The following is a 26,202-nucleotide window of genomic DNA, read 5'->3' as shown; positions in this document are numbered from 1 at the left end:
GGGGCGTGCGTCACGGGGTCTGCGTGGCGATGGGCGTTCGGAATTCGCTGTGTTTTTGCCGACGATGCCCGGCGCGAACCGATCAATGCATCATGACCGAGATGGCGTCTTCGACAACACATACGGCGTCTGGTTCCACAACTGGAACGGCTGGAGGGTCCGGGTTGGGGTCCGAGGGCTTCTCGCCGGCGCGGGCTGTGCTCGGCGGCGGGTTCCTGGCGGCGAGTTGGACGTGGTGTATCGGGATGTTCCTGCCGGTGTATCTGCTGCGGGACTATGGCGTGCCCGGGATTCTGGCGTTCGCCGTCCCGAACGTGATCGGGGCAATGGCGTTCGCGTTCTTCTTCCCGACGCCGGAGTCGAGCCGGCGGTTTGTGGCTCGGTGTGCCCCGGCGATGCGGCTGTTCTCGTTCGTGACGCTGGCGTTCCAATGGTTCTTTGTGGTGTGGCTCGCGTATAGCAGCGGGATCATGGGCGGCCCGGCGATCCTTGGCGTGGGTGGATTCGCGCTTGTGGCGATCCTGGTGCTGATACCTCTCGCGTCGTGGACCAATACGAAGCGTGTCGCGGGGATCAGCGGTGTGTACGCGGTCGCGAGCACGGTGACGCTCGTCTCGATCTTGCTCGCGTTCGCCTGGATCGTGCACGATCCGTCGATGTTGAAGATCAAGGATCGCATCGAGTATCTCGGGCCTACGACGTTTGGCGTGTCGGACGCGATGTCGTTGGTGCCGGCGTGCGTGCTGGGGTTTCTGTGCTCGCCGCTCCTGGATCCGACGTTCCACCGCGTTCGCCAGGATCTGCCGGGCACGACGGGGACGATGGCGTTCATTGGCGGCTTTGGGATTCTCTTCTCGATGATGCTGGGGATCACGCTGCTCTATGCGCCGCTGATCCTGAAGGATGCGGGGACGGGACTCCCCGGGCCGTCGTCGTTGCCCACGTTCCTGGTCTTCCACGTCGCGATCCAGTTGGCGATCACGATCACTTTGCACGAGCGTTCGTGGCCGACGGGCGGATCTCTGTCGCATGGCGTGAGCGTGGGCTCGTCGCGTGATCCGCTCCGGATGGACGATCCGCCGATCTCGGGCGCGGGGACGGGGGCGATGTTGCTGGGCGTGGTGCTGTATTTCTGCACGATGCTCGTGGCGATCCGCACGCCGCTGGGATTGAACTCCGAGCGGATGTACATGGGGTTCCTGTCGTTCTATGCGGTCTTTGTGCCGGCGTTTGTGATCGCGTCGCTGGTGAATCCTCGGTCACACGCGTCGAATCGTGTCGGGCTCGCGCTGCTCACGAGCGCGGCGGCGGGGTACTTCTATTTCGACGGGTTCATCCTTAAGCAGCCCGATTCGCTCATCTATGGCTCGGCGATCGTGCTGCTCGTGCCGGGGTTGGTGGGGCTGGCGCTGCCGCGTGTGGCGACGCCCTCGGAGCGTGCGTGATGGCGTGGGTGCTACTCGTGCTCGCCGGGCTGTTCGAGGTCGCGTGGGCCGTGGGGCTCAAGCAGTCGAACGGGCTGACGCGGCCTTGGCCGACGGTGCTGACGATCGTGGCCCTGGCGGCGAGCATGGCGTTGCTCGCGATGGCGGTGCGGACGATCCCGATCGGGACCGGTTACGCCGTGTGGGTCGGCATCGGGGCGCTCGGCACGGCGATCGTGGGCGTCGTCCACTTCAAGGAAGGCGTGACGCCCGCGAGGCTGGTATTCCTCGGGCTGCTCGTGGTGGCGATCGTGGGTCTGAAGTTGGCGTCGAAGGAGGTGAGAGCGGGAAATGGGGAATAGGCAATAGGTAATGACAGATGTGTCGTTCGTTGCCCGACACGAATGCCGAATCACGAAACTCGAATGCCGATTCCCGCTAACTCCGCCCGAAGAGTTTCTCGAGATCGCGGATGGTGAGGCGGATGCTTGTGGGGCGGCCATGCGGGCAGTTGCTGCTGCGTTCGACGGCTCCGCGGAGTTTCACGAGTTCGATGAGTTCTGTCGGCGTGAGGCGGTCGCCGGCCTTGACCGCGGCCTTGCACGCCATCATGTCGAGGACCTCGCGAAGGGCTTCTTCGCCGGCGTTCTTGCCCGAGTCGGAGAGGCCCAACTGCTCGGCCTTGTCGAAGAACTCCTTGAGGAAGTCCTGGGCGTCGACGTTTCGATCGAAGAGGAAGGTAGGAAAGGCGCTGACGCCGAGGGTGGTGGGGCCGAGGACGCTGGCCTCGATGCCCAGGCGCGTGAGGATGGGCGTGAGTTGGTCGAGGCCGCCTGAGGCAATTGAGCGTGGGACCTCGACGACCTCGGGCATCAGGAGGCGTTGTGATTCGAGAGGAGTTGGAGCGGCAGCATCGTTCTCTGCACCTGCTCCGTCCCCCAGCACGCGAGCACAGAGGTACTCGAACATGACGCGCTCATGCAGGGCGTGCTGGTCGATGATGACGACGCCCTGCTCGTCCTCGGTGACGAGGTAACTCTTGTGCACCTGCAGCACGCGCTCGGCGGGCGTGGGCTGGGGAATCGCGTGCGTGTCGGTTGGTGCGTCGTGTGTCGTATCGGTGGTGTACGGCGCGTGCGATGAATCGGAGGACGCTCCAGTTGCGGGCGCGTCCGTGCCACGGATTGCTTCGCGGATGGAGTCAACGCTCGGCGTGGAGCCACGGCTCGAGAATCCGTCATTGGTCGTGGGTCTTGGCGTCCATCGCTGGACGAAGTCGGCGAAGGCGCGGGGTGACGGTGGTGCGTACGCCGAGGTTGAGTCGTACCCGCCGTTGCTCCCCGAGGAGCCGGGGAGGCCATTCGGGCCGCCGGTCGCGCCGCCGTTCATTCCAGATCGGCCCACGCCGCCGAGTTGCGGGCGGATGGAGAAGACGCTCGGCGTGAGGTCGGCTCGGCGCAGCGCCTCGCGTACGGCCCGCAGCACCACCGAGTGCACCAGCGACGAGTCGCGGAATCGCACCTCGCTCTTGGCGGGGTGGACGTTGACGTCGACGGCACTGGCCGCCATGTCGAGGACGAGGACGGCGGTGGGGTGGCGGGACGGCTCGATGAGACCGCGGTACGCCTCGCTGAGGGCGTGCTGGATGGTCTTGTCGCGGACGCTGCGGCCTCGCACGAAGACGCGCTGCTTGTTGCGGTTCGCTCGGGCGATGGCGGGCGTGCCGACGAGGCCCCAGAGCGCGATTCCGCGGGAGTCGTCGAAGGTGTCGGCCTGGGCCTCCAGGAGTTCGGGCTCGAGTTCCTTGCCGAGGACATCGATCACACGCTGGCGGAGCGTTTGGCCTGGCGGGAGGTCGATGGTCTTTCGCCCATCGGTGATGAACGTGAAACCGATGGCGGGGTGGGCCATCGCGAGGTCCTCGACGATCTCGGCGCAGCGGCCCTGTTCGGTCGTGGGCGTGCGGAGGAACTTGCGGCGGGCCGGGGTGTTGAAGAAGAGATTGCGGACGGTGAGGACTGTGCCGACGCTACCCGCGTCGGGCCTGACCGCGGAGATCTCATCACCCGCGGCTTCAATCACGCTGGCGGCGGATTCGCTCGTGTGGCGCGATCGGATCGAGACGCGAGCGACGCTGGAGATCGACGCGAGCGCCTCACCGCGGAAGCCCAACGTCTCGACGTGCTCCAGATCCTCGGCGGTCCTGATCTTGCTGGTCGCGTGCGGGGCGAGGGCGAGGGGGAGATCGTCGGGGAGGATGCCGCCGCCGTCGTCGGTGACGCGGATGAGTTCGATTCCCCCCTGCTCGATCTCGACGGTGATGCGCGTGGCCCCGGCGTCGATGGCGTTCTCGACGGTCTCCTTGACGACGCTCGCGGGGCGCTCAACCACCTCGCCCGCGGCGATCTGGTTCGCGACGAGCGTGGGCAGGATCAGAATGCGTTGGTCGGCGAGCGCCTCCGTGCTCATGCTGGGAGTGTAGTGGGCGGGGGGACGGTGGGGGGCGGTGGAAGGCGGCCTGTGCGATACGGAAACTACCGATGCAGCGTGGGATTCGTGGATTCGATGGGTACGATCGACCAGAGCGGAGGCTGTACGGCTCGCTCTGGCCATGCGCTGTTCGGAGGCCCAGGCGGGACGCATGGGCCATAAGACTGGAAGATCGAGGAGTTATCGATGAGTGGTTCGCGTTGCGGTGGAGTTGTGCTCGTGCTTGCCCTTGTGCTGGGCGGTCTCGCCAGTGGTCTTGGCGGGTGCTCGAAGGCGTACTACTCCACGATGGAGGTGTTCGGCAAGGAGAAGCGCGACATCCTCGTCTCGAGGGTGAAGACGGCACGCGAGGACCAGAACGAGGCCAAGCAGGAGTTCCAGAGCGCCCTCGACCGCTTCTCGGCCCTTGTCAACTACAAGAGTGGCGACCTTAAGGCGGCGTACGACAAGGCCAAGTCGTCCATGGAATCGTGTGAGGATCGAGCCGATGCCGTGCGATCGCGGATCTCGTCGGTCGAGAGCGTGGGCGACGACCTCTTCACGGAGTGGAAGGCGGAACTCAAGCAGTACTCGAGCGAGGCGCTGCGCGAGAACAGCCGCAGGCAGATGGAGGCGACGCGGGCGAAGTTCGACACGATGCTGGCGGCGATGAAGAAGGCCTCGTCGAGCATGGACCCGGTGCTCGTGGCCTTCCGCGATCAGGTGCTGAGCCTCAAGCACGCACTCAACGCCGATGCGATCGCCGCGATGCAGGGGACGGCCGAGGAGGTCCAGAGCGACATCCGAGCTCTGATCGCGGAGATGGAGAAGTCGATCGCCGAGGCGGACGCGTTCCTGAAGGAGATGGCGAAGTAGGCGGTGTCTTGAGTTCAATACAGTTACTGAATTTGGTACCGCCGAAGTCGATGGGTGTGTACTGACGATGCGGGCATGGTGACACATGCCGCACCTTCTGGATCATCGAAATCACCGTGATTTAGTATTAGTGCGATAGGATCGACGATTGCGATTTCGAATGCGACGGCTCGAATATCTGTGCCGAGTCGGCCTTGATGTCCAAGAAACATCTCTACGACAGTCTCTGCGCGTGCAGGAGGGACACAGAGAGAAACGGCGTGCTCTCGAATCATGATTCGATCAACAGATTCGAGATGCTCATGATCCCATTGACAGGCGCCAACAAACCACAATCCGTCAACACTCTCCACGATGCGCCGTTGATGCCGCTGCTCGAACCCGAGGTGCTCGTACTGAGCAAAGTACGACTGGACACCATTGTATCTGTTGATTCTGTTGTCCGGCTGTGGAGCCACGGAGCAATAGATGAGCCACAACTCCCAGCCGGGAAGTTCAGAATCACAGAATTCCATCGCTCCGGCTAAGGACCGGCGACGTGCCGCTCTGAGATCGTATTGAACGGTTCTTGACAGCCACACTCCGGCGGAGAACTGCGGCCCTGCGACTGGGATGACCCAGACTCTGTTCGGTAGGGTGATGTTTTCAACAAAGGCGTATTGAAGTTCAGGTGTGTGCATTCGACGTTGAGCATTGAAATGACCGATCGTCGAGTGGGAACTCACCCCGCCACGATGTTCACGCCGCAGTCGACGTAGATGGTCTCGCCGGTGACGCCTGCGGAGAGGTCGGAGCAGAGCCAGACGGCGGTGCCGCCGACGTCGGCGCCTTCGACGTTTCGGCGGAGCGGGGCGTGCTTCTCGACGGCGTCGCTCATGGCGTCGGTGCCGCCGACGGCGCTGCTGGCGAGGGTCTTGAGGTAGCCGCCGGAGATGAGGTTGACGCGGATGCCGTCCTCGCCGAGTTCGCTGGCGAGGTATCGGCCTGTGCACTCGAGGGCGGCCTTGGCGACGCCCATGACGTTGTAGCCGGGGAGGACTTTCTCGGCGCCGTAGTAGGACATGCCGAGGATGCTGCCGCCGCCCTTGCCGCCGGGTGAGCCGGGCTTGGGTCTGGCCATGAGCGGGCGGGCGCGGGTCGCCATCGCGAGGAGTGTGTAGGCGGAGATGTCGATCGCCTGGAGGTATTGCTGGCGCGTGGTGGTGACGAACTTGCCGGGTTGGAGGATGTCGCGCTCGGCGAAGGCGATGGAGTGGATGAGGAAGTCGAGGCGGTCGTGGCCTTCCACAAGCTTCGCGAAGGTCGCGTCGAGTTCGGCGTCGTTCGAGGCGTCCATGGCGGCGACCCAGGGCTTCTTGCCCGCAGCGGGGCCCGCGATCGCGGCGCCGGCGTTGGGCAGGGCGTCGATGGAGCGGCGGGTGCGGTGCTCGTTGCGTTCGCCGGGGAGGTGGGTGAAGGCGCAGGTGGCGCCGTGCTCCAGGAGGGCCTTGGCGATGTGCCAGGCGTAGGAGCGCTCGTTGGCGATGCCGACGATGAGGCCGACCTTGCCGGCGAGGAGAGATTGGGAGGTGGGTGTGCTCATGGTTGTGGATTCCTGGATGAGGAGCGAACGGGCATTCTACGACGCGGGGACGCACCCTAGCATGGACCCATGAACTGCCGGAGCGCACGGATCGCCGCCCGACTCTCGACTCCATTCCTGGTCCGTGGATCCGCACGCGCCGCGATGATCGCGTCGCTCGCGGGGCTCGCGTGCCATGGTGGTGATCCGGCGTTCGCCCAGCCGATCGTGCAGACGCCTTCGGCCGCGACGGGCGGACCGGTCACGAGCATCGATGTGGCGCGGATCAATGGTCGTGACTTTGCGGGCATGCGACTGCCGTTGGCCACGCAAGACGGGCCGATCGATCTTGCGGCCCGGAAGGTGTACGTCTTTGGCGACTCGATCCCCGGCGCGACGCGGCGGCTGCTGCTTGTGGGTGATGTTCGCGTGAGGTTGGGGCCGTTTGATTTGCAGGCGGCGAGGGCGTGTGTGTGGATCGAGCCTCTGGAAGATGGTGTCTTCCAGGTGGCGATCAACTTTGATCGCGTGGGGACGGCGTCGGACGCGGTGGGTTCATCCAGTGCGATTCGCGTCGCGGGTGATCGGTTGCTGGTTCGTGGCGTGCTGCGGCCGCCGCAGGGTGAGGGCGTGAAACTCAAGGCGGATCTGGTCGTTCGCGAGCGGCCGTCGGGTTCGGACGGCGCGTTCGTGACCGAGTCGGAGGGGGAACTTGCGCGGTCCTTGCGGCGGCTGGTGCCTGGGTTTGTCGAGGAGATACCCGATCCGCTCGCGGGGTTACCCAGGGGACCGGATCTTGTGCCTACGCCGCCCGCGTATGTGCGCGAGGGCGTCGAGGCGGGCGTGGCGACGAGCGTGAGTGAAGCGGCCCGTGAGCCTGGGATACCGGGCACGGGGCGGCCCTTCGAGCCGTCGCGCCGGACGGCCGCTGACGAGAGCGCTCGGAGCATCCTCGCCGACACCGCGATCGGAGAGATCAGCGAGCCGATCTTCGCGAGAAATGGGATCATCAGCCTGGGTTTCGGGAGTCTCTCGCTCGTGCCGGGCGGGACGGGTGAGGATGAACGCACCGTCGTTGCGACGGGCGGGGTGACGGTGCAGTACACAGACGTGCGAGTGGACCGTCGTCTGGAGATGACGGCGCAGCGTGCGGTGGTCTTCCTCAAGGGCGGGCGCGTCGGTGCGTTCGACGCGACGCGGATGAGGCAGGGGGACGTCGAGGCGATCTATCTCGAGGGGGACGTGGTCGCGAGCGACGGAAAGTACACACTGCGCGGGCCACAGATGATGTACGACGTGGCGCGGAACAAGGCGGTGGTGCTCGATGGCGTCTTCTGGACGTACGACGAGCGACGTGGGCTGCCGCTGTATGTGCGGGCGAAGACGATCCGGCAGGAGGCGGCCGACGAGTTCAAGGCGACGGGAGCGACGTTTGCGAACAGCGCATTCTTTGAGCCGGAGTTCTCGATCGGCGCGACGAGCGTGACGATCTCGCGGCGGGCGACGCAGGTCTCGTCGACTGGTGGTGATGCGGGCACCGAGAGCGGTGGGGTGGGGTCGGATGGCGGCCGCGTTCGGACGACGATCGACGCGAGGAATATCACTCTGCGGGCCGCAGGGTTCCCAGTTTTTTATTGGCCTCGATTCACGGGCGATCCGGCGGCGGTGCCGCTCAAGGATCTTCGCTTCGAGAACTCGCGGAACAGCGGGTTTGCGGTGAAGACGCGGCTGAATGTCTTTGGGCTTCTGGGCATGGACCAGCCGGACTGGTACACCGCCGACGCACTGGTGGATTACTACGACGAGCGTGGCGTGGGCCTGGGCGCGCGGCTGGGGTGGACGCGAGAGACGAGCGCCGGCGGGCTGTATGTCTATGGACTCCCCGGCGATTCGGGGACCGACGCCTTCAGGACCGGGCTTGAGCGAGCGCCCGACGACAACGGGCGATTGCTGGCGCTCGGCGAGCATCGCTGGCGCCTGGACGAGCACTGGTCGGCGATGGTCGAGGGGGCGTACGCAAGCGACGCGTCGTTCGTGGGGGCGTTCTTCCCGGATCTCGCGACCGAGCGGCGTGAGTTCATCAGCCGGGCCCGCGTCCAGCGGCGGAGCGACCAGTCGCTCTTCTCGCTCGAGGTCTCTGGGAATGTGAACGACTTCGTGGCGAACGACTACCTGCTCGAGTCGCAGGGGTACAGCGTTCAGAAACTCCCCGAGGCGACGTACACGCGGCTTGCGGATGATGTGTTCGACGACTTTGCGCCTGGGGCCGTGACGTATTGGAGCGAGTATCGGGCGGGGCGGGTGAGCCTGTCGTTTGACGAGGAAGCACTCTCGACGCGTGGGCTCAACAACACCGGGGCGCAGCGGCTTTTCGGGCTTGATGCCGATCAGAGGATTGCGGATCAACTCCGGTCGATCGGTCTGGACGAGGATGGCGTGACACGTCTGGATACTCGCCACGAGATCTCCTCGCAATTCCGCGAGGGGCCTGTGAATATCCAGCCGTTCGTCATCGGGCGTGCAAGTTTCTATGACAACGGCTTTGGCGAGTACAACCAACTCTCTGGATTCGGCACGGGCCGAGAGAACGACGAGACACGGACGTGGGGCGCGTATGGGGTCCGCCTCGGCACCACCATCCAGCGTGTGCACGACGACGTCGATTCGCGGTTCTTTGACGTGCATCGCCTTCGGCACATCGTGGAGCCGAGCGTCACCGTGATGTACTCCGGGACGAACGTGCCCTCGACGAGCCTTCCCGTCTTCGACGATTCGGTTGAGTCGCTCCTGACGGGCGGGATCGTGCGTGCGGGCGTGACGCAGCGGTTCCAGACCCAGCGCGGCGGGCCAGGGCGGTGGCACTCGGTCGATCTCTTCACACTGAGCACCGACGTGGTCGTGTCCACGTCCGACGCGAAGCGTGAAGGACGCGTGACGGATGGGCCGATCACGCGGTTCTATGAGCCGCGCCCGGAACTCAGCACGGCGGGGGACGCGTTCATCGCCGATGCCGTGTGGCAGGCCTCGGACACACTCGCGATCACGGGCGGTGGTGTGTTCGACTTTGATATTGATCAGATGGCCGTCTCGACGGCGGGCGTGCTGCTCCGGCACAACCCGAGTTTCTCGACGTACGCCGACGTGCGGTTCATCAACTCTCAGGACGCGACGGTGGTGACGGCGGGCTCGCGGTACGAGTTCGCGTCGAAGTACTCGCTCTCGCTCTCGGGGAGTTACGATGCCTCGAACACGGGGTTCCAGGGGGCCTCGATCCAACTCGTGCGGCGATTCGAGTCGATGGTGCTCGGGGCGAACATCGGGTATGACGAGGTCTCGGGGGATACCAGTTTTGGTATCCTGTTCCAGCCGTATGGCGCGCGTGGGTCGGCCTCGTTCGGGAGCAGCGGACGGACCACGATCGGCGGATGGGAGTAGGCATACTGGCGCGGACGTGTGGGATTCAACGAAGGCGTTGGACGAACCACACGATCGCGATGGCCGAGATCACCAGTGAGAGTGGAATGGCGATGCGTGGACGGTACCACGCTCGATTTCGTGTCCAGCCGAGAAGTACGAATGCCGCGAGGAGCACGGCGAGGTGCCCGCCCTCGACGCCCAGGGTGAACGCGACGAGGCTGGAGACGAGTGTTCCTTCGGGAAATCCCGCTTCGTTGAACGAAGTGGCGACGCCCATGCCGTGGACCAGGCCGAAAATGAACGCGGCCAGGGTTCGCCAGGGTGTGACTCGGGTGATGACCAGGTTTTCGATGCCGGCGAAGGCGATCGAGGCGGCGATGGCGGGTTCGACGATTGATGCGGGCAGGCCGATGATTCGGAGCGATGTGAGCGCGAGGGTTACGGTGTGGGCGAGCGTGAACGCGGAGATCTGGAGGAGCACGGGCCTGGCCTTTGGCGTGAGGAGGAATAGGCCGAGCACGAAGAGCATGTGATCCTGGCCCTCGGGCACGATGTGACGAAAGCCGAGGGAGACGAAGCGAAGGAACGCTTGCCAGCGTGAGGAGTTCGAGTCGCCGGCTGCTGGAGGTTCTGGCTGTGTTGTCGAGCCGGACTCGTAAATGGGGATGATCTTGAAGGCGGGCGATCGTTCGTTCACGCCGAGCGGGATGGCCACCGGCTCGAAGCCCGGTCGATCGATGGTGACGACCACGATGCCGAGGATTTCGGGAAAGCGGATCGTGATGCTCGACGTGCTTGCCGTGAGTTGGGCATGGGACTCGAGTGTGGACTTGATGGGAAGCGGATATGTGGGACGTCGCGCCTCTTCGGCGCGCACGTCGGCCACGGTCGGCAGGGTCGCCACCGAGAGTGGAATCCGATTGCTGTCGGCCTCGAGGATGCAGAGTTGCTCGAAGCGAGGGCCGCATGCCGCGAGTGATTGAGCGATCGCATCGTCGCCGGCGTGGAGCAACTCGAACATCGGCTCGTCGGGGATATTGGCCGAGACATCGTTGAGGGCGAAGGCGAGGGCGTCATAGTGGACCGTGAGGTCGACGTGTCCATCGGTGTCGATGCGCAGCGTGGCGACAGTCGCGAGTGGCGGGTGAGCGAAGGCCGTCGGTGCGACGAGCGTGAGACATGCGACGATCGGAACGATTCGCGACCAGAGGGCACGCCATCGAGTTTCGCGACATGGTGATGTTCTGCTCATGTCCCTGGCTTGGTGGCCATGATCGATTGGAGCGACTCCACGGAGAGGGCCGAGTTCCAAATTGTGAATCTCGAGATCTCGCCTTCGAAGACGCGTGTCTGCTCCCATGGGTCTTTAGGGAGGAGTTCGATGGTGTTCATGTCGTCCGAGAGCGTCAGGCGTCGCTCGCCGACGAGGGTTGCGTCGCGATAAACGCGGAGCGTCTCGCCGTCGTATGTCGCGGTGACCATCTGCCAGGCATTGAGTGTGTACGGCGACCGCGTGGACACATCGCGCAGGCGACTCCAGAAGTGGACGCCTCCGGCGAACTTGGCGAGGTACCGGGCGCCGCCATCGACATCGTCGGCGCAGCGCCCGAATCCCGCGATGATCGTTCGGTTGTCGGGCTGCTTGGCCATCTTTATGAACGCGTTGATCGTCCATGGGTCCTTGGCGCCGACGGGCAGGCCTGGGATGTTGGACAGGACTCGTCCCTGGTCCTTGGGAGTGATCTGTTCGAGCGTGAAGACTGGGCCGGTGACCTGAATGATCGCGGACGTCGAGACGAGCCGGTTCGCGCCTGCCGACGCGTCCGGGATGTCGCGGATGGAGAGCGTGTATGGGGTGCCCTCCGTTGGCGGCGAGGCCAGAACAAGACGTATTGCGAGACGATCGGGTGAAGACTCGACGCTTGTCACATCGATGTGCGGCTCAATACTGAAGTGGTCCTTCGTCACCGTGCCCACGCGTTCTGAGAAGAGGATTGTCACCACTTTGGACTGGTATGACGAGATGACTCGCGTCACGCTGGGTGGTGTGGAATCGTGGACATCGAACGTCGCCTTGGCCATGGGTCCGGCACGCCCGGCGTCGTCGAAGACGGCCGCTGTGATGGTCATCGGCGCGTCGATTTCCAGAGGGGAGTCGAAGACAGGCGATGTGGCCGACGGTGCTGAGCCATCGGTCGTGTAGCGGATCGAGCCTCGGCTCCAGTACAGGCCCGGCTCGATGGTCACGGAAGTGGTGTCGGTGGCGTGGCGATCGCCCACGATTACGGGGGCATCCTGCTGATGGCCATCGAGCGTGTCGAAGAGCGGGTGCGCAAGGGCGATGCTCGACTTGCCATGCTTCGCGAGGCTCATGGCGAAGACTTTGATCCTTGGATCATCGGGCAGGGTCACGTGGGATGCGCCCTCGGGCAACTCGAAGGAGGTGCGGAAGATGTATGAGTACTGATAGAACGCGTCGCCGTTCGCGGTGTGCCGATGCGAGGCGAACCACGCGACGTCCGCGTCGGTCTTGATGTAACCCGGCACCAGACCGATTGGGGCGTCGTTCCAGCGATAGGACGGGTCGTCGGTATTTCCAGGCCAAACGCGGTTGTCCCATTGACCGATGTACCCCGTCCACGAGGGCACGTTCCACGCGTGCTCGACATTGCCTACACGGATCATCGATCGGACATCCTCGTTCGCGGCAGCGAGGATGTAGACTCGATCCGCATCTCGCGCGGGCAACTCGATGGTCTGGCCCTGGCACGCGACCGCGTTCATCGAGCCGTCGGTTGTGGATCGGAAGGCGTAGGTCACACCGGCGTCGGTTATTGAAGATGGGAACTGCTCGGCGGGGTATGCGCCGTGCGTGGTATCCATCGATCCATCAGCGCGATTCGCGTTGGTGCTTACGACGTCCACGTTGCAAGGCAATGGCACCGGCGCGGAGACCACGGGCGCGATCGCCGCGGGTTGTTCGCCGAGCCGAATGGCGTAGGCGCGAAGTTCGAAACTGCTCAGATTGGCATGGAGCACGCCGTTGACGATCGTCACGGGTCCGATCTCACGCTCCTGGCCATCGACCTCGCGTGCGGAGAGGATGGGGCGTGTGAATGAGATGGGCACGTCACTCGCGGGTTTGCCGTCTTGCTCTCGAAGGCGCACGATGATCTCGTCCGAGGCCTCGGCCTTCTTGATCGCGCTGATCGTGACGGACGGATCGTCGCAACGAGCCAGCGAGAACGATCGCCCGAGCGCGCCAACGTGCGGAGTGGCCACGTATGAGATCGGTGGGGTGTTCAATCGATCGGCGTGCTGGTATGACCGTGCCGCACGCCAGTCCTGGGAATGCGGATAGAGAGCGTACTTTACACGATGTTGTCCGATGTCCTGCGTGCCCTGGTCGGGATAACCGCCTTGGGTGCCGGGCGTGTAGAGGAGCGTGAGTCGGAGCGTGTGGTCGTCGGGCTTGTCCGAGGCGTACTTGCTGTCGCAGAGGATCGAGGCGCCGTGCGTGCCGTCGGTGTCGGTGAGATCGAGCCAGCGATGGAAGGAGTACTCGTACTGCTTGGCGTGGGAGTTGGGCCGCTCGACGACGCCGGTCTGGATGTCGAACGTGGCGATCGGGTTGCTCGCGGCGAGCGGGAACGCCGCCCGGAGGCTCCGCTCCTTGCCTCGCCAGTTGATAGTCGCGTCGCACTCCACGCGGCGTCCGGTGTCACCGGCGGCCAGTGAGATGACCTGGGTGACGGCCGAACCTTCGATCTCGCGCACGACTTCGATAGCCACGCGCGCGGGCCCGCGTTCGACGACCCGGATACTCGTGGGTGCACCGGCCATCGCCGCCGCGGGCTTCTGGCGATCCGTCCAATCCTGGTTCCATGCCGGCCAGGCTTTGGGGTTCTCATAGTGCGTGGAGAGTGTCGCCGGCGCGGAGAGCACCTCGCGTCCCAAGGCTTTGTCGATGACCGAAGCGATGTCGCCGCCGGCGTTGATTGTGACCCGCAGGTGCTCGTTCTCGAGCGTGTGGTCGGTGACCGAGAGGGAGGATATTGCTGGGGCCGGATCGTCGCCGAGTTGTACGGTGAAGACGCCGAATGACACCGATTCCATCGGGGCGACGAACGCGACACGGGTGGACGTGTCGTTGGTCGTGAGGATCTGGGCGGGAACCGTGTGCCCATCGGGAGCGATCACGCGCACGCTCTTCGCACCGCGCACGGTCGGCACGCTCGCCTCGACCACGTCCTCGCGTGCGAACGACAGCGGGTTGAAGACCACGACGGCCTGTCCTTGCACCTTCGTGTCCATTGCCGAGATAACAGCATCGGACGCATCGGTGATGATTGAGGAGAACTGGTTCGCTGCGAGCACCTCGTCGTTCCACGAGAACTCGTAGGCCTTGGGTGTGCTCGTCCCCGGCAGGATGTCGTGCATCTGTGACCCGAGCACGAGGTACCACGCGTCCTCCAGTTTCGAAGACGGATACGGGCGTCCGCCCATCCACCACGCGGCGATCGAGGCTCGCTCGGCGGCGTCCGCGAGGATCTCGTTCTTGCGATTCCACCGCTTCATGTACGCTTGCGACGAGATCGAGCCGGCCGAGTGCTCGGTGAGCATCAACTCGCCCTGGTATGTCGGGAGTTTCGCACGCTGCTCGCTGGTCACGGATCGGAAGAGCCAGTCGGCGGGCCCGGAGATGACCCTGATCGGCCCCTGCGTCGTCACGCTCTCCTCAACCATGCGGACCGACGGCTCGCGTGGCGCGCCGCCCTGATCGCCCGTGCCGAAGTAGTGGTAATCGCCGAAGAACCCGGATGTCTTGGCGCTCGTGTTGATTCGCGTGAGCCAGCCGTTGCTCTTGGCGAGATTCTCCTTCACCTCGCCGACGTAGGCGCCTGGATCGAGGGCGGCGATCACGCCTCGGCCATCAGGCCCTGTCCACGTCCCAACCTTGAAGGGGATCGGAACGACGCCGCCCCACGTGAGTTTCTGCGTGGAAAAACCCTTGATGCCGCAGTGCGCGAGCACGCTGGGGAGGGCCGCGGGAAAGCCGAAGCAGTCGGGGAGCATGTACTCCTCGCTCGCGACGCCGAACTCATTGCGGAAGTAGTTGTTGCCGTAGAGCACGTGGCGGATGAGCGACTCGCTCGAGGGCACGTTGGCGTCGTTCTCGTCCACGGAGGAGCCGCAGGGGAACCAGCGTCCCGCGGCCACGAAATCGTGGAGTCTCGCGAACGACTCGGGGTAGTACTCCTCCATCATGCGGTACCGACGCGAGCCGCTGAAGTTGAAGACGTAGTCGGGGTACTTCTCGAAGAGTTTGAAGTTGTCGTGGAGGGTGGAGGGGAGGAACTCGCGGATGGTGTCGACGTACGTCCATCGCCATTGTGTGTCGAGGTGGGCGTAGCCAACGACAAAGAGCGTGGGCGTTGTGCCGAGGTTGGGGATGTCGCTGGGGAGTGCTGTCGACTGGGGCGCTTCACGGGGCGGCTCGACGGCGAGGGCGATACCACAGAGGGTTGTCATCGCAAGGGCAGCCAACACTCGTCGCATGTCTTGATTCGTCATGAATGAAACTCCCAGAACCGTGTTCTCGTCGAGTCTCGACGAGGTCGATGTTTTCATCGTGCACGCCGCGTCAGAGACGCATCACGCCCGCTCGACTCGATCGTAGACGGAGCGGGTGGCCGTTCCGACTCCGACAGATCACGACAACTCCAACTCCTCGCGAAGCACACCAACCAGACCCTCGGCACTCTCAGCGGCTCGCAAACGATCGCGGAAGGACTCGTGCATCAGCCTGCGGGCGAGTCTGGCGAAGATCTTCATATGGCTCCCCGCGGAGTCGCTGCTCGGCACGACGAGCAGCATCACGATCGAGACGGGTTGCTCATCGAGCGAGCCCCACTCGATCGGTGTGGCGAGCCGCACGATCGCGAGTGACGGGTGGACCACCGCTTCGGACTTGCAATGTGGGATCGCGAAGCCATGCCCCAGTCCGGTCGAATACGTTTCTTCTCGCGCCCACGCCGCTTGCTCGACCGGGCGTGTGCTTGAGAGGCGTCCCGTGGCCCGAAGCACACACGCCGCCTCGTGGATCGCCTCGGCCTTGGTCGTCGCTTCGGATCTCATCGCCACAAGCGAAGGATCAACAATCGGCATGCTCGAACCTCCGCGCCAGCCCGGCCGCGCCAACAACTCGGCGACCTCCGACACCTTCTCACACCCACACGCCTCCTCGAGCACACTCTGACAGTTCTCGCCCGAGGCCTGCAGCACCATCGATTTGAGCACGCCGACGCTCGTGGGAGCGACGCTGATTTCATCCACCCCAAGCCCCACCATGAGCGGCAGAATCGCCGCATCCCCGGCCATCTCGCCGCACACGCCGATCCATCGCCCATGTCGGCGCGCCTCCCGCACGATCCCACGGAGCAGCCGCACGAACGACGGCTGCCGTGCATCGCCAAGCGAGGCCACGCCCGCGTTCCCCCGATCCGCCGCCGACCAGTACTGGCACAGGTCGTTCGTGCCGATGCTGAAAAAATCCATCACGCGGCAGAACTGGTCCATCACCGTGGTGGCCGAGGGCACCTCGATCATCATGCCGATCGATACCTCGCCGACGTGCACCCCATCGCGCTCGAGCGACCGCTGAGCGTCGTCAACCCGATCGCGAAACCAACTCGCTTCCGTGGGCGTCGAGACCATTGGGGCCATGATCTTGACGGATCCGAGTGTCGCCGCCCGGAGCATCGCCCGCAGTTGCGTCCGCAGCAGTTCCTCGTGGGTCGCGTACAACCGCAAGCCGCGGACACCGAGGAACGGGTTCTCCTCCCGCGGCAGACGCATGTACGCCACGGGCTTGTCGCCGCCGATATCGATCGTGCGAAAGAGGACCGGTCGCCCCTCCGCCGCACGCACGATCGACGAGTATGTCTCGAACTGCTCATTCTCGTTGGGAGGCGCGTTCCGATCCAGAAAGAGAAACTCGGTTCGTACAAGCCCGACGCCGTCCGCACCGTTCCGCACGCCCTCATGAACCTCCGCCTCTGAAGCGGCATTGACACCGACCTCGATCGACTGCCCATCGATCGTGCACACACGACCCCGTGCCGTATCGCGAGTCCGTTCTGCGCCGTGAATGATCGCGTTCCTCTCGCGCTCGAAATAGCCTCGCACGCCCGCCGCCGGCGACACGAACACCCGCCCCTCCTCACCATCGACGATCACCTCTTCGCCGGCCCTCGCGATCGATCGCGGCTCGCGCATCCCAACAACCGTGGGGATGCCAAAGGATCGAGCGAGGATCACGACGTGCGATGTCCGCCCGACACCGCCGAGCACCAGGCCATGCAGATGCTCGCGGTCCAGCGACATCAACTGGTGCGAGGTCAGCGTCTCGCCCAGGATCACGCTCGGCGAGCCGAGTCGAACGCCAGGGCCATCGTCGCGCCCGCTTCCTCCAGGGAGCCGTGACATGAGAAGCATCCCGACCTCTCCCACGTCGCTCGCCCGTTCTCGGATGTACTCGCTCTCGGCCGATCGCAGCCGCTGCGCGAATCCTTCGCACGCCTCGAAGACCGCGCGGATCGCCGTCGCGCCGCCTCGGACATGCGTTTCCATCGCGGCCGAGAGCGCTGTGTCCGTGGCAATCGCCATATGCGCCCTCAGCAACTCGGCCTCGACTCCCCGCGCTCCACGCGCCCGCGTCGTCAGCGATTCGCGTGTCGCCTCTACTGCGGCATGCAAGGCTCCCAACTCGTCCGCCACGCTGCACGGAACGGCCCGCAACGCCTCTGCACTCAGCGTGAATCCCGCGACATGAACCGCCTCGCCAAAGCCGATCCCACCAACCGCTGGCACACCCACGAAGGTCTTCGACTCCGGCGACATCAACACAGGTGAAAGCCAGACGGCCCGCTCGCTCTCAGGCCCGCGACCATGGATCGTCGGCGTGTCAACACTCGGCAGAGTCTCCGTGACGAACCGAGCCAGCGCATGGATCGCCACGCTCGCGTCGTCGCCCTCCGCTATCAGCGTGCACTCCTGAGCATGACGAACGTCCAACGCCACCACCGACAGCACGCTCGTGACATCGACGCCCGCCGAATCATCGATCGTGAGCCGAACGACCGATTGAAATCCCCTCGCCGCATCCGCGAGCAGACTCGCCGGCCTCGCGTGCATGCCATTCGGAAGCGGGCACACGAATCGGAACTGGGCGCGTGGGGTGGCTCCGCTCACGTGCCGCTCACGGCCCGGGCGAGCACCGCCGCGGGGTTCTTGATCGCCTCGGCCACGCCCACCTTGACGATGCGTTTTCCCTCGAATCGATCCTTGTTCTCGACCTCGATGTCCACCGCGAAGATCGCCACTTCCGCCTCGGTGATGTCGCGCGACGACAACTCGTTCTCGATTCCCATCGACCCTTGCGTCTCCACGCGGATCGTGTGCCCCGCGGCCTTCGCGGCCTTCTCGAGTTGCTCGGCGGCCATGTAGGTGTGCGCGATCCCCGTGGGGCACGCGGTGACGGCAACGATCCTCATCGGTGTGCTCTCCTCATCGTGGTCTCGATCCACACACGGTTACGCCGATTCCTTGGGATCGAGGGCCGAGGGCCAGATCCGCTTGACCGTGTTGATCGCGAGCCCCGTGACCAGCATGCCCGCGGCGATCGCGACGACGTACATCAGTTTGTTGTCGACCACGAAGATCACAATCGGCCCGCCATGCGGCGCGTGATCGCCCACGCCCGCGAGCATCGCGATCGTGCTCGCGACCATCGAGCCGAGCATGATGCAGGGTATCACGCGGAATGGATCCGCCGCCGCGAAGGGGATCGCGCCCTCGGTGATCCCAATCATTCCCATCCCAAGCGCGGCATAGCCGGATTCTCGCTGCTCCTCGCTCCACATCTTCCGCCCGAGCACCGTCGCGAGCCCCATGCCCAAAGGCGGGGTGCAGATCGCCGCCGCCACCGCCCCCATCATCGTGTAGTTCCCCTGCGTGATCAGGCCCGACGCGAAGAAGAACGCCGCCTTGTTCACCGGTCCGCCCATGTCAAACGCGATCATCGCGCCGAGGAGCATCGCCAGTGCCACGGCGTTTCCCGTTTGCATGTTTCGCAGCGCCTCGCCCATCCAGGCATAGGCGTGCGCGATCGGTGGCCCGACCACCAGCATCATCAACGCCGCGATCGCCACCGAGGACACCACCGGGATCACCAGGATCGGCATGAGCGGCTTTACCAACTTTGGCGCCGGGATCTTCTTGATCGCTTGGACGAGATATCCCGCGGCAAGTCCCGCCACGAGCGCCCCGAGGAATCCCGCGCTCAGCGCCTTCTCATCCTCAACGATCGACCACGGTAGACGCAGATCGGCACACAGAAGCCCGCCGATCATCCCCGCGACCAGCCCGGGTCGCCCAGCGATCGAGTACGCGATGTACCCCGCCAGGATCGGGAGCATCAACGCGAACGACGTCTCGCCCACCTTCAGCGTGAGTCGCAGCACGTGTTGCCACGACTCGGGCTGAATCGCGCCCATGTCTGGCCCATGCTCCCCCATCGGCGCGAACGCCAGCGACAAGGCGATCAGGATCCCGCCACACGCGATGAACGGGATCGAGTACGACACGCCCGTGAGCAGATGTTGGCGGAGTTGCTTGAAGGCTTCCATGGGTCCTCGGGAAGATGGAGTGTGCGAGTCCTCGGAACGGGTGACGATCGGGCGATGGTAGTAGTCCCACCACAAACCACGCCTTCCCGACCGGCCACGCTATACCTCAGCCCGTCAGTCGTGGCACGACTCACAAGACACTCCTCGGTCCCCCCTTCCGCATTCATCGCTGCGGCCGTCCAGTCTCCGCGATGATCGAGTCGGGTGTGGTGGGGGCGTGGGGCGGGCCTCACCGGGGGAGATCATGATCGCAGCCACACTGCTGACGCCTGGTCGGAATCGGAGGCAGGGGCAGAGCCGGCCAAAGTCCCCGGTCCGTATCTCACTCGCACGCGCATGATTTCCTTGTTACACCGAACTCTTTGCATGGTCCTCTACGATGCCGATGTCGATTGCGGTAGTCCTCGGAAACTATGCCCGCGTGCGATCGTCTCGACCGTTCAAAGGAGAGTCCCCAATGCGATGGTACACATGGCTCGTCCCTGTCTTCGTATCGCTCGCCATTTTGTTGGCACTCATGCCAACGCCGAGCCATGCCTCACGCTCCACACACGCCGACGATGGCCTGCGCGCGCTGGACGGCGAGTGGATCTATGTCGAGGACCGCACCGAAGGCCGAACACTCGAACAACTCGGACCTCCCATGAGTTCAAAGTTCACGTTTCGAATCGAGGATGATGCCGTCATCCTGGTGTGGGGCCACGGCGGCGGCCGCGGCAATGTACGAGTGGCGCTCGATGGGTCGATCACCGAAGTTCAGACCAAGGAAAACTCCGAGGTCGCACGATACCGGGCTCAATGGAAAGACGCCACTCTCTCCTACGAGATCGATTACATCCGGAAGCCAGGCGACGAGCCGCAGGGCCTCATCCGAAGGGAGTTCCGCATGTCGCCCGACGGCCTCCTCGTGAGCGCCTCCAGGCCGCAGTCCCAGGGCCTCTATCGGCACGCCGAAGACATCCCGATGCCCACGCCCGCAAAGGCCACGATCGCCGATCTCGCCTGGCTCGCCGGCGCGTGGACCGGAACGAGAGGCTCCCAGGGGCAGATCTCCTTTGAAGAGCGATGGAGCCCGCCGTTGGGTGGATCCATGCTCGCCACATCACGCACCGTGTCGCGCGGAAAACTGTCCGCCTTCGAGTATCTCCGCGTCATCGAACGTGACGACGGTCTCGTCTACATCGCCCAGCCCAACGGCGGGACGCCCACCGAGTTCGTCCTCACCGAACTAACAGCCACGCACGCCGTCTTCGACAACCCTCGCCACGACTATCCCAAACGCATCACCTACGAACTCTCACCCGAGGGCGCACTGACGGCCACGATCGGATTTACCAAAGGCGGCACCCCAAGGCGATTCGAGTTCATGCCCGAAGCCCGATGAAGACACAAGGAACGTGCGGTTGTGCAACTCGCAGTCTCATACATCCACCATTCGTGGACTGCGGTCAGCAAAATCGGGGTGACAGTACACCAATAGAACTTTTCTTGGAGGGCGTTAGAGTGTTCGGGCCTGCAGTCCGCGGACTTCTGGCACCGAGCCAATCATGAGCTTTTCGGCGCACCTCGCCGTTCGATGGCCGATGAGTGCAAAGTCGTTCCGCACATCATCACCCGCTGGACTCGAGCGAATCGACCTCTCCAGAGAGTAGCCTTGCAAGCGCGGCCTGCAGTTCGGCCTTCTGCTCATCCCGATGGAGACGTCGCACGACCTCGAGAAACGGTTGTCGGTGCTCCGGGGCCCACCGAAGCGCCGCACGAACGGCACCCCAGCGGTTTCGTACTACAGGGCTCCGAAAGCCCGCACTGATGAATTCCCTGCCGCGCCCAGGCCATCGCTGAAGGGCTTGCAGAATCCAGTCGAGCTTCCGGTGCTCCACGAACGACGGGCCGAAACCCAACGCATCTCCGTATCCGGTTGTGACGGCTTTCAGATCGATTGCCGTACTAGCAAACTCAAGAACTCGATCCAATCGACGCGAGTCGGTCGTTTCGAGAAGCCAGTACCACTGCTCTTTACCAGCAACCAATCTGCTGAACCGGTGCTCCCAAGTGTCAATCCCAATGTACTGTGCTGCTTCGGCAGCGACGTTGAATCGGAAATCGTCGTTGCTTTCGAGCCACTCCGCGACAACCTGACGCCATACTGATCGGGCGCGGATGCGGTCAATCCCCCTAGCGCATCGTTCGAGAGCTTCCTGTGTCCATTGCCCAGATACCTCCTTGCCGGAGGCGCCTTGTACATACCGCTCGATGTCACGTGCAGCCAGGAGCCAATGAGCACTCGGAGACTCGTCCTGCTCGACGATGGCGAGGAATCGCTCGGTTGCGAGAGCGCTCTCGGTGTACCCCTCCATTCCCTCTCCCGGATTGCCTCGCGCCAAAGCAGCCAGGATCTCGGCCGCACCGTCGATCAGCGTCCGATCGAGTACCCCAGAATCCAGTGCCTCTTTCAGACAGCCGCGTCGGGCGCAAATCGCTGCCGTGTACGAGGTCATCACAGAGTTCTTGTAACCTTCCGTAAGTAACCAAGTGCGGACGTCGAAATCGACCGTTTCCTTGTCGAGCCGTTCAACGCACTGGATTCGCCCCCAACCGTCGACTCGTTTGGCCATCTCCCATACGGACCGCTGTCCGCCACCTGTGTGACCGAGCGCGACCACCGCGAACAAGGTGAACTCGTCATGAGCGCCAATCGTCAATAAGACCGAGTGATCTTCAACGCCTCCGCAGACACCGACAAGATTGATCGCGAACTTGACCACTTCCCGATCGGCGGCGTATTTCAGGAGATGCCTCCCAAGCGCCGCAAGGTCGCCTCCGAGTTCCTCGACCGAGCCAGCAAGCAGAGGATTCAACTCATCGACATAGCTCAACGCTGAATGTTCCAGAACGTAACTGTGCAGAACATTGAAAGTACGCTGGTCTCGTCGCTCTACCGTGCGCAAGAGTTGCGTGTATACCACCCGCGCCGCGTCTTGCGCGCTGGTATTGCCAAGCCCGTGCCTTGAGATGCCATCAAGGGCCCCCCCGGAGAACCGTAGTTCGTTGTCTGCGATTGAAGGTTCATCAGGGAGCTCGGCGTGCGGCGCAAACAGACGCCCACTGGAAGGATCCAAGCGACTTTCTACGTAGGAGTATACCGACGGCCGATCGCCCCACGGAGTGCCGAGAGACGCGGGATCGAATGGAGGTTCGCCACCGCGGTTGAGAAGCCATTTCAGCATGAATAGATCGTATCGGCCACGCCCCGATTCGATTGCGCATCGAAAACGACAACGCCCGCGAGCCAGTGACTCGCAGGCGTTTCAATCGTCAATCGGGGTGATAGGATTTGAACCTACGACCTTCTCGTCCCGAACGAGACGCGCTACCAAGCTGCGCTACACCCCGCAGGTGACCAGTGTAGGCGGCCTCGATCAGCCGCTACCAAGAACCTCGCCAAACGCCCCTGTGCCGTTGACCACTGGCTCAAGCGTGGTGTATCCGGTACGTGGCCAGTCTTGCCAGAGGGTCCACCCACTCTCTCACTGGTTCTTTGCCGCCACCTTCTCGGGCCGCGTCACGTACACGTTGTCCTCGGTCGTCGAGGCGTTCCCATCGGGGCCCGACGAGTAGAAATACGGCCTGGAGTTGGGACAGAGTCCCGCGTCGGACTCGCCTCCGTTGCGACGGATCTGTCGAATCTTGTACGGCTTGTCCGCCGTCGCCGGGCCGAGAATTTGGGCGAGGTCGCGATACGCCGCAACGTTGCCCACGGCCGAGTTCTGGTTGTCCACGATCAATCCCTCGAATGTCGGGTGGACGTAGCGGATCGGGTTTCCCCAGGCATCGACGACGGTCTGCAACGCCGGGTTTCCGATGGTGTTCGAGAGGAACTTCGCCGGGATCTTCTTGACGATCTCCTCGGCGGCGGGGACGGACTTGAGTTGTTTGAGCGCCATGCCGGTGGAGTTCAGCATCGCCCCATCGCCCATCGCGTCGGCGACCGGCCAGAGGTTGAACTCGTTCGACCCCGTCTGCTGCAACGAGACCGTTGCCGGCGGGAACTTGCCGTCGTGCTCGGCGGTGTACGCCCCGAGCGCCTGATCCAGTGACGACAGGATGTCCTTCGTCGTGCTCGACTTCCCCGCCTCGAGCACGCGCGTGCCCACGGCAAAGGACAGGGCGATCAGGATTCCGATGATGAACACCACCACCAGTAACTCGACAACCGAGAAGGCGGGGCGTGCAATCCGTCGGGCGTGGTTCAGCATGGGGAAATCCTCGTTCGCGTTCGATCGATCCATATACAGGTTATTCGACACGGCCTCCGCTCGGGATGCCAGTGAATTTTCGTCCAATTAGCCTCGCTCGTGATCAGAATGCGTTCGGAAAATGATTGGCATACCAGCAAATACACTGGGGTGAAGCACGGCAAGTCATAGAAAATGTTTACATCGAGGGTTTCTCCCTATTGACGGTGTATGGGTACACACGGTACAAGATCCGCGTTCCACAAGTGCATGTACAGCCATGAGCCTTGAGGGTTGCGAGGACATCTACGCGAAGCATGGTTCTGTGCAGAACCGTCGGGAGAAGAACGTGAGCACACTGATGACTGGAATCCCTACTTCAAGCCGAAATGGACTGGGCACGCTCGGAAAGCCGGTTTCCGAGTTGAGCCTAGTCGAGATTGCGGAGCGTCTGGAGCGGGTTACGGCCGAGATTGAGTCCGAACGGGCCGTGGAGCGTGAGGCGCGCAAGCAATACGAGGCCGTGGCCTCCAAGGTAGAGTCGCGAATCGCACAGATACGCGAACGAGCCCAGGAACTCATGAATGCGCAGCGGCGCAAGGTATCGTCGTTCGACGGGATCCTGCGAAATACTGAGCCGGAAGAAACCACGGACACTCTGTCCATGTCCCGGCACAAGAACATCTCGGAGGCCATCCTGGCAATCTGGGAGATTGAGCGAGGCACGTTGACCAGCGAGGAGATCGCCGACGGTCTTTCGGCTGTTGGGTACGTGACCAACGCGGCCCCGACGTCCTTGCGATCGTCCGTGAACCAGGCGATCGCGAAACTCTGCCGGGCCGGACACCTGATCCGGTTCCGCTCGGATGGCTCAACGATTCCACCGCGTGACACGCATAGCCGAGCGAGGAAGTACCTGCTCAAGGAACGGCACGACGAGATGGTGGCGCAGGGGCAGACGATCGAGGTGTGAGGTTCGCGCGAGAGTGACCGTAGCGAACGAACTCGAAGTCGCTCGATTCAGTCTTCCGCCGGCTCGGGCTGGTGGCGAGTGCGCTGGATGATCAATCCGAGTGCGGCGAGTGCGGCCCAGATGGCGAGCGCCAACGCGTGCGACTCGCGGAGCGGTTGCACGCCGGGGAGTTGGAAATCTCCCGCAAGCGAGATCAGGCCCCAGAGCCAGAGCGCCGATCCGGCCGCGGCCGTGACGAGAACCGAAGCACGTCTCGGCGAGAGGCCGCCGACGACAAGCCCGAGGATCGCGGTCGTGAGGATCGTCCCCGCGAAGATCGCACGCGATGGTGCTGGCAGTGCTGACCACGCATTCGACGCGTCCGCAACGACGCTGCTCGCGAGTTCCGAGACTTCCTGCGGCACCCGCTCGGCGACCTCGGCCAGAGCCTGCTTGGACGCGAGCGATGCCCCGATCGGGAGCGAGTCGTCGGTGTGGCTCGAAAGTCCAAACCCTGCGAGCGAGATCGAAGGGCTTTGTGTTTCGTGTGTCGCGACGGCGGCAGTGGTGGCGCTCGTATCTTGAGGCGGCGTCGAGGCGATGTAGACCGCGGCACCGAGGGCGCCGATCGAGGCGAAGGTCGCGGCCGTAACGACCGAAAGCGCGAGGCGGAACGTGGCGAGCGCGAGAGCCAAACCCACAAGCCCGCCGACACCTGCGCCGATATGGCCTCCGGTCAGGGGGCCGACCTGTGCTGGGAGCATCGGACCGGCGACGGTCCAGCCGAGGAGTCCACCGAGAAAGGCACCGATGGTGACGGTCGCGGGCTTGAGGATCTTCGAGCCGACCGACCAAAGGATCAGCCCGACGATGATGGCGAGGAGCGCTGCCGCGCGCGCGACCATGACCTGATCGAATCCGCCTTCTGCGGACTGCGCGATCGCCAGGGCGGTGAATGTCGCGTCCTGCATGCCCATCTGGGTGATCGTTTGCCTCCGGAGCGACGCGGTCGAGTGGTCCCCCGGGCCGAATCCGAGGTAAGGTCGAAACGGTCGCGCTATCGATTTCTTCGGCCCGATCGGGGTCGGGTTTCTGGGGAATGGCGAAGTTTGCGCGATTGGGCTGTGTTTGACGGGGCGTTGCGTTTGGTTCAAGTACGGGTTTCGGCGTCGGATCCAACGTGTGTCACAAGGCGTATGGATTCGCTTGAGGAGCAGGCAAGCGGAGCCGATTCGCTGTTCATGCTCCTTGGCGTCCTGATCGGAGGCCGCACACTTCGGGTGAACCTCGGTTGTGCGGCGGTACGGTTTGCGGTACGCTACTAGAGTCACCGGGCCGACTTTGGGACGGAAGTTCTGGAGATCGACGCCTGGAGACGAGCGAGCCGGTTGGTGCGCCATGGCGTGCCGGCACGGCGACTCGATCGACACGGCCCGCGAGAATCGTGGGTCGCGCCTCGAACCTGAGTCAGCCCGAAGGTCATGCGGCAACGGCGGTAACGCACGGTGCGGCGTGAGACAGGCTCGCGAATCACGGAGCGAAATGGCTCGTGGAGTTCGCGGATCGTGCGGCGCGCGCG

Annotated in this window: 17 protein-coding genes and 1 tRNA gene; 7 read left to right on the top strand and 11 right to left on the bottom strand. The window is 63.9% G+C overall.

Going from position 1 to position 26,202, the window contains the following annotated elements; translation table 11 throughout:
• Window positions 1–92 precede the first annotated feature (92 nt).
• Together IPK69_01395 and IPK69_01390 are read left to right on the top strand one after the other, a co-directional pair.
• On the top strand, window positions 93–1,445 hold the full coding sequence (locus IPK69_01395; protein ID QQS09309.1) for a hypothetical protein: 1,353 nt from the start codon (window positions 93–95) through the stop codon (window positions 1,443–1,445).
• Window positions 1,445–1,786: a multidrug efflux SMR transporter gene (locus tag IPK69_01390; protein QQS09308.1), complete on the top strand. Its 342-nt coding sequence runs from the start codon at window positions 1,445–1,447 to the stop codon at window positions 1,784–1,786. Before IPK69_01395 ends, IPK69_01390 begins: the two co-directional genes overlap by 1 nt.
• A gap of 76 nt (window positions 1,787–1,862) precedes the next feature.
• On the opposite strand, the gene mutL is transcribed toward IPK69_01390, so the two are convergent.
• On the bottom strand, window positions 1,863–3,893 hold the full coding sequence (gene mutL / locus IPK69_01385) for a DNA mismatch repair endonuclease MutL (GenBank protein ID QQS09307.1): 2,031 nt from the start codon (window positions 3,891–3,893) through the stop codon (window positions 1,863–1,865).
• A 207-nt stretch (window positions 3,894–4,100) separates the two neighbouring features.
• On the opposite strand from mutL, the gene IPK69_01380 reads away from it, so the two are divergent.
• Together IPK69_01380 and IPK69_01375 are read left to right on the top strand one after the other, a co-directional pair.
• Entirely contained in the window at window positions 4,101–4,769 is a 669-nt protein-coding gene (locus IPK69_01380; GenBank protein ID QQS09306.1) for a DUF2959 domain-containing protein, read from the top strand.
• Window positions 4,770–4,966: 197 nt separating this feature from the next.
• Entirely contained in the window at window positions 4,967–5,296 is a 330-nt protein-coding gene (locus IPK69_01375; protein ID QQS09305.1) for a hypothetical protein, read from the top strand.
• Window positions 5,297–5,490: 194 nt separating this feature from the next.
• Here IPK69_01375 and IPK69_01370 read toward each other — a convergent pair whose 3' ends face one another.
• A complete protein-coding gene (locus IPK69_01370; GenBank protein ID QQS09304.1) occupies window positions 5,491–6,351 on the bottom strand; it encodes an SDR family oxidoreductase in 861 nt (286 codons plus the stop codon).
• A gap of 69 nt (window positions 6,352–6,420) precedes the next feature.
• On the opposite strand from IPK69_01370, the gene lptD reads away from it, so the two are divergent.
• Window positions 6,421–9,765 carry an LPS assembly protein LptD gene (gene lptD, locus IPK69_01365; GenBank protein QQS09303.1) on the top strand — a complete coding sequence of 1,115 codons (3,345 nt, stop codon included), beginning with the start codon at window positions 6,421–6,423 and terminating at the stop codon, window positions 9,763–9,765.
• A 25-nt stretch (window positions 9,766–9,790) separates the two neighbouring features.
• Here lptD and IPK69_01360 read toward each other — a convergent pair whose 3' ends face one another.
• The 5 genes from IPK69_01360 to IPK69_01340 all read right to left on the bottom strand — a co-directional run bounded on the left by IPK69_01360 (window position 9,791) and on the right by IPK69_01340 (window position 19,436).
• Complete coding sequence (locus tag IPK69_01360; protein QQS09302.1) at window positions 9,791–10,999, bottom strand: HupE/UreJ family protein; 1,209 nt, start codon at window positions 10,997–10,999, stop codon at window positions 9,791–9,793.
• Window positions 10,996–15,306 carry a chitobiase/beta-hexosaminidase C-terminal domain-containing protein gene (locus tag IPK69_01355; GenBank protein QQS09301.1) on the bottom strand — a complete coding sequence of 1,437 codons (4,311 nt, stop codon included), beginning with the start codon at window positions 15,304–15,306 and terminating at the stop codon, window positions 10,996–10,998. The genes IPK69_01360 and IPK69_01355 overlap by 4 nt, the downstream gene beginning before the upstream one ends.
• A 153-nt stretch (window positions 15,307–15,459) precedes the next feature.
• On the bottom strand, window positions 15,460–18,000 hold the full coding sequence (gene ptsP / locus IPK69_01350) for a phosphoenolpyruvate--protein phosphotransferase (GenBank protein QQS09300.1): 2,541 nt from the start codon (window positions 17,998–18,000) through the stop codon (window positions 15,460–15,462).
• Window positions 17,997–18,302, bottom strand: coding sequence for a PTS fructose transporter subunit IIB (locus IPK69_01345; GenBank protein QQS09299.1), 306 nt, complete (start codon window positions 18,300–18,302; stop codon window positions 17,997–17,999). Before IPK69_01345 ends, ptsP begins: the two co-directional genes overlap by 4 nt.
• Window positions 18,303–18,341: 39 nt before the next feature.
• A complete protein-coding gene (locus IPK69_01340) occupies window positions 18,342–19,436 on the bottom strand; it encodes a PTS fructose transporter subunit IIC (protein QQS09298.1) in 1,095 nt (364 codons plus the stop codon).
• Window positions 19,437–19,893: 457 nt separating this feature from the next.
• Between IPK69_01340 and IPK69_01335 the strand changes: the two genes are divergently transcribed.
• Entirely contained in the window at window positions 19,894–20,820 is a 927-nt protein-coding gene (locus tag IPK69_01335) for a hypothetical protein (GenBank protein QQS09297.1), read from the top strand.
• A gap of 226 nt (window positions 20,821–21,046) precedes the next feature.
• Here IPK69_01335 and IPK69_01330 read toward each other — a convergent pair whose 3' ends face one another.
• From IPK69_01330 to IPK69_01320, 3 genes are all read right to left on the bottom strand, one after another.
• Window positions 21,047–22,663 (bottom strand): hypothetical protein, encoded by a 1,617-nt coding sequence (locus IPK69_01330; protein ID QQS09296.1) that lies wholly within the window; start codon window positions 22,661–22,663, stop codon window positions 21,047–21,049.
• A gap of 92 nt (window positions 22,664–22,755) precedes the next feature.
• Window positions 22,756–22,829, bottom strand: a tRNA-Pro gene (locus tag IPK69_01325).
• Between the two features lie 134 nt (window positions 22,830–22,963).
• On the bottom strand, window positions 22,964–23,692 hold the full coding sequence (locus IPK69_01320) for a hypothetical protein (GenBank protein ID QQS09295.1): 729 nt from the start codon (window positions 23,690–23,692) through the stop codon (window positions 22,964–22,966).
• Between the two features lie 259 nt (window positions 23,693–23,951).
• Between IPK69_01320 and IPK69_01315 the strand changes: the two genes are divergently transcribed.
• Window positions 23,952–24,644: a hypothetical protein gene (locus IPK69_01315; GenBank protein QQS09294.1), complete on the top strand. Its 693-nt coding sequence runs from the start codon at window positions 23,952–23,954 to the stop codon at window positions 24,642–24,644.
• 47 nt (window positions 24,645–24,691) lie between these two features.
• On the opposite strand, the gene IPK69_01310 is transcribed toward IPK69_01315, so the two are convergent.
• Window positions 24,692–25,600 (bottom strand): hypothetical protein, encoded by a 909-nt coding sequence (locus IPK69_01310; protein QQS09293.1) that lies wholly within the window; start codon window positions 25,598–25,600, stop codon window positions 24,692–24,694.
• Between the last annotated feature and the right edge of the window lie 602 nt (window positions 25,601–26,202).

Source organism: Phycisphaerales bacterium (assembly GCA_016699835.1).
In the GTDB taxonomy this organism is placed as follows: domain Bacteria; phylum Planctomycetota; class Phycisphaerae; order Phycisphaerales; family UBA1924.
This window is presented reverse-complemented; position numbering and strand designations above follow the sequence as displayed.

Excerpts from the sequence above, each read along its gene's own strand:
- IPK69_01395 (QQS09309.1), top strand. The coding sequence starts at position 93 with ATGACCGAGATGGCGTCTTCGACAACACATACGGCGTCTGGTTCCACA.
- IPK69_01390 (QQS09308.1), top strand. The coding sequence starts at position 1,445 with ATGGCGTGGGTGCTACTCGTGCTCGCCGGGCTGTTCGAGGTCGCGTGG.
- mutL (QQS09307.1), bottom strand. The coding sequence starts at position 3,893 with ATGAGCACGGAGGCGCTCGCCGACCAACGCATTCTGATCCTGCCCACG.
- IPK69_01380 (QQS09306.1), top strand. The coding sequence starts at position 4,101 with ATGAGTGGTTCGCGTTGCGGTGGAGTTGTGCTCGTGCTTGCCCTTGTG.
- IPK69_01375 (QQS09305.1), top strand. The coding sequence starts at position 4,967 with ATGTCCAAGAAACATCTCTACGACAGTCTCTGCGCGTGCAGGAGGGAC.
- IPK69_01370 (QQS09304.1), bottom strand. The coding sequence starts at position 6,351 with ATGAGCACACCCACCTCCCAATCTCTCCTCGCCGGCAAGGTCGGCCTC.
- lptD (QQS09303.1), top strand. The coding sequence starts at position 6,421 with ATGAACTGCCGGAGCGCACGGATCGCCGCCCGACTCTCGACTCCATTC.
- IPK69_01360 (QQS09302.1), bottom strand. The coding sequence starts at position 10,999 with ATGAGCAGAACATCACCATGTCGCGAAACTCGATGGCGTGCCCTCTGG.
- IPK69_01355 (QQS09301.1), bottom strand. The coding sequence starts at position 15,306 with ATGCGACGAGTGTTGGCTGCCCTTGCGATGACAACCCTCTGTGGTATC.
- IPK69_01345 (QQS09299.1), bottom strand. The coding sequence starts at position 18,302 with ATGAGGATCGTTGCCGTCACCGCGTGCCCCACGGGGATCGCGCACACC.
- IPK69_01340 (QQS09298.1), bottom strand. The coding sequence starts at position 19,436 with ATGGAAGCCTTCAAGCAACTCCGCCAACATCTGCTCACGGGCGTGTCG.
- IPK69_01335 (QQS09297.1), top strand. The coding sequence starts at position 19,894 with ATGCGATGGTACACATGGCTCGTCCCTGTCTTCGTATCGCTCGCCATT.
- IPK69_01330 (QQS09296.1), bottom strand. The coding sequence starts at position 22,663 with ATGCTGAAATGGCTTCTCAACCGCGGTGGCGAACCTCCATTCGATCCC.
- IPK69_01320 (QQS09295.1), bottom strand. The coding sequence starts at position 23,692 with ATGCTGAACCACGCCCGACGGATTGCACGCCCCGCCTTCTCGGTTGTC.
- IPK69_01315 (QQS09294.1), top strand. The coding sequence starts at position 23,952 with ATGAGCCTTGAGGGTTGCGAGGACATCTACGCGAAGCATGGTTCTGTG.
- IPK69_01310 (QQS09293.1), bottom strand. The coding sequence starts at position 25,600 with ATGGGCATGCAGGACGCGACATTCACCGCCCTGGCGATCGCGCAGTCC.